The sequence below is a fragment of the Bremerella sp. JC817 genome (genome assembly GCF_040718835.1).
Lineage (GTDB): Bacteria > Planctomycetota > Planctomycetia > Pirellulales > Pirellulaceae > Bremerella.
On the sequence record NZ_JBFEFG010000202.1, the window covers coordinates 1 to 433 of the forward strand.

General features: G+C 71.8%; 1 protein-coding gene. It reads left to right on the top strand.

Going from position 1 to position 433, the window contains the following annotated elements:
• A partial coding sequence (locus AB1L30_RS00965; protein ID WP_367011463.1) for a transposase occupies positions 1 to 433 on the top strand: 433 nt, incomplete at both ends.

A 433-nucleotide genomic window follows, 5' to 3' on the forward strand; every position in this document is an offset into this window, starting at 1 on the left:
TGATCGCCGGCGAGCAGGACCCGGAAACCCTGGCCGACCTGGCGTTGGGGCGGTTGCGGGCCAAGCTCCCGGCGTTGCGGCAGGCGTTGCGGGGGCGTGTGACGGATCATCACCGCTTCCTGCTGCGCATGCACCTGGAGCACCTGGAAGCGCTGGAGGGGATCATCGGTCGGCTGGGCGAGCGGATCGAGCAGGTGATGGCCCCATTCGCCGAGGCGGCGTCGCGGCTGGAGACGATCCCGGGGGTCAGCCGCCGGATCGCCGAAGTGATCGTGGCCGAGATCGGCGCGGAGATGGGGCAGTTCCCGACGGCCGGGCACCTGGCGAGCTGGGCGGGGATGTGCCCGGGCAACAACGAGAGCGCCGGTCGGCGCCGCAGCGGCAAGACGACCAAGGGGAGCCGTTGGCTGAAGGTCGCGCTGGTGCAGGCGGC